Raw genomic sequence first — 1,324 nt, forward strand, 5'->3', positions numbered from 1 at the left:
AAGCCATTTTTTCGTCTCAGCGATCGCAGTAATGCTTGATAGGATTCTGCTGCTGTTAGGGGTTGCTCTTCTCGCAATCCTTCAAAATCCGATTCCTGAAAGTTAGTTAAGGGTTTTACTTTTGGGTTTGTCATTATTATACTCCTCCCGGTGTGGGTTGGCTGAGGATTGCGTCTTTAAACTCCTTAATTTCGGTAATTAAAGGATGCACATCATACCAACTTTTCAACTCTGCATCTGCATCAAAATAAGCATATTGTAAAATACAACGATTGAATAATAATTTACGATGAGCTTCATCATTTTGAATTTCGTTGGTACGATATACCTTAGCCAGAATTTTCCACTGCTCGTGTTCTACTGTTCTCTGATAGACATCTCTAGCTTGAGTTATTGCTCTTTGAGCAGCTTTTGCGGTAATAGGTAAAGCATCCACATGATCTAAAGCGGTTTGCATTAATAAAATTAGGTTTCGTACATGACCTCCAGTCATTAAACATAATCGCTCCAGAACTTCTTGACTTTCAAAAATATCTGTTTCTAGCTTTTTCTTCGGTAAAAATTGCTGCGTTCTTTTCTCAATAATAGCCTTAATTTTTGCCATACCATCAGGATTAATAGTACGATCAAGATTGCGGATCATAATCATCGGTAAAACCATCGGGTCATTATCATAAATATCGCGTAGATCATTAGCCCGATTAGAATAGGCCATTGAAATAGGTATAGTATAAATCAAATGACAATTTAACCCCTTTAATTGATTAGCCCGATCTAAAAAAATCTCATCATGATTAGTTTTATGATCTCGCCGATATATCGGTACAATGCGATCTAAGTTATCAACAATTACCACTAATTTTGTTGAATCATCTAAGACAGTTTTGCTATTATCAATAAACTCATTTAGTGCTGTTAACAGCGTAACAGTATGAGGATTGATTTTATTTCTTATTTCTTGTCTTTGACTGGGAATTGCCCGAATCGCCGCAGACAATTTACCAAAGTATTTAATCAAGTCTCCCGTTTCTAATTTGACATCTTCCACTTTAATTTCTGTTAAAGCTAAATCAATTAAATCCTGCCAACGAGATTTTATCCAGTTTTTTAAGGGGGTTGAATTAGCCTGTTTTAGTTGTTCTAATAAATGGCGCGTACAGGCAATGAGAATATCTGTATATTGAGCATCTTCTGGATCGATATCGTCTTCATCTGCCGCAAAATAAACAACAAAACAATTTTTTTGCTCTAGATATTTTTTCAGCCGCAATAATTCCGTGGATTTCCCCCCTCCTCGATGTCCTGTGTAGAGTTGATGGGTGTA

Annotated in this window: 1 protein-coding gene; it reads right to left on the reverse strand. The window is 36.2% G+C overall.

The genetic code is table 11. The features are described 5' to 3' along the window. Positions 1–136: 136 nt before the first annotated feature. Positions 137–1,324 (reverse strand): P-loop NTPase fold protein (locus PX484_RS00195; protein ID WP_288102623.1); only part of this gene is annotated, 1,188 nt, incomplete at its 5' end.

Origin of the sequence: Microcystis sp. M49636_WE2 (assembly GCF_030065375.1) — a bacterium.
GTDB lineage: Bacteria > Cyanobacteriota > Cyanobacteriia > Cyanobacteriales > Microcystaceae > Microcystis > Microcystis aeruginosa_C.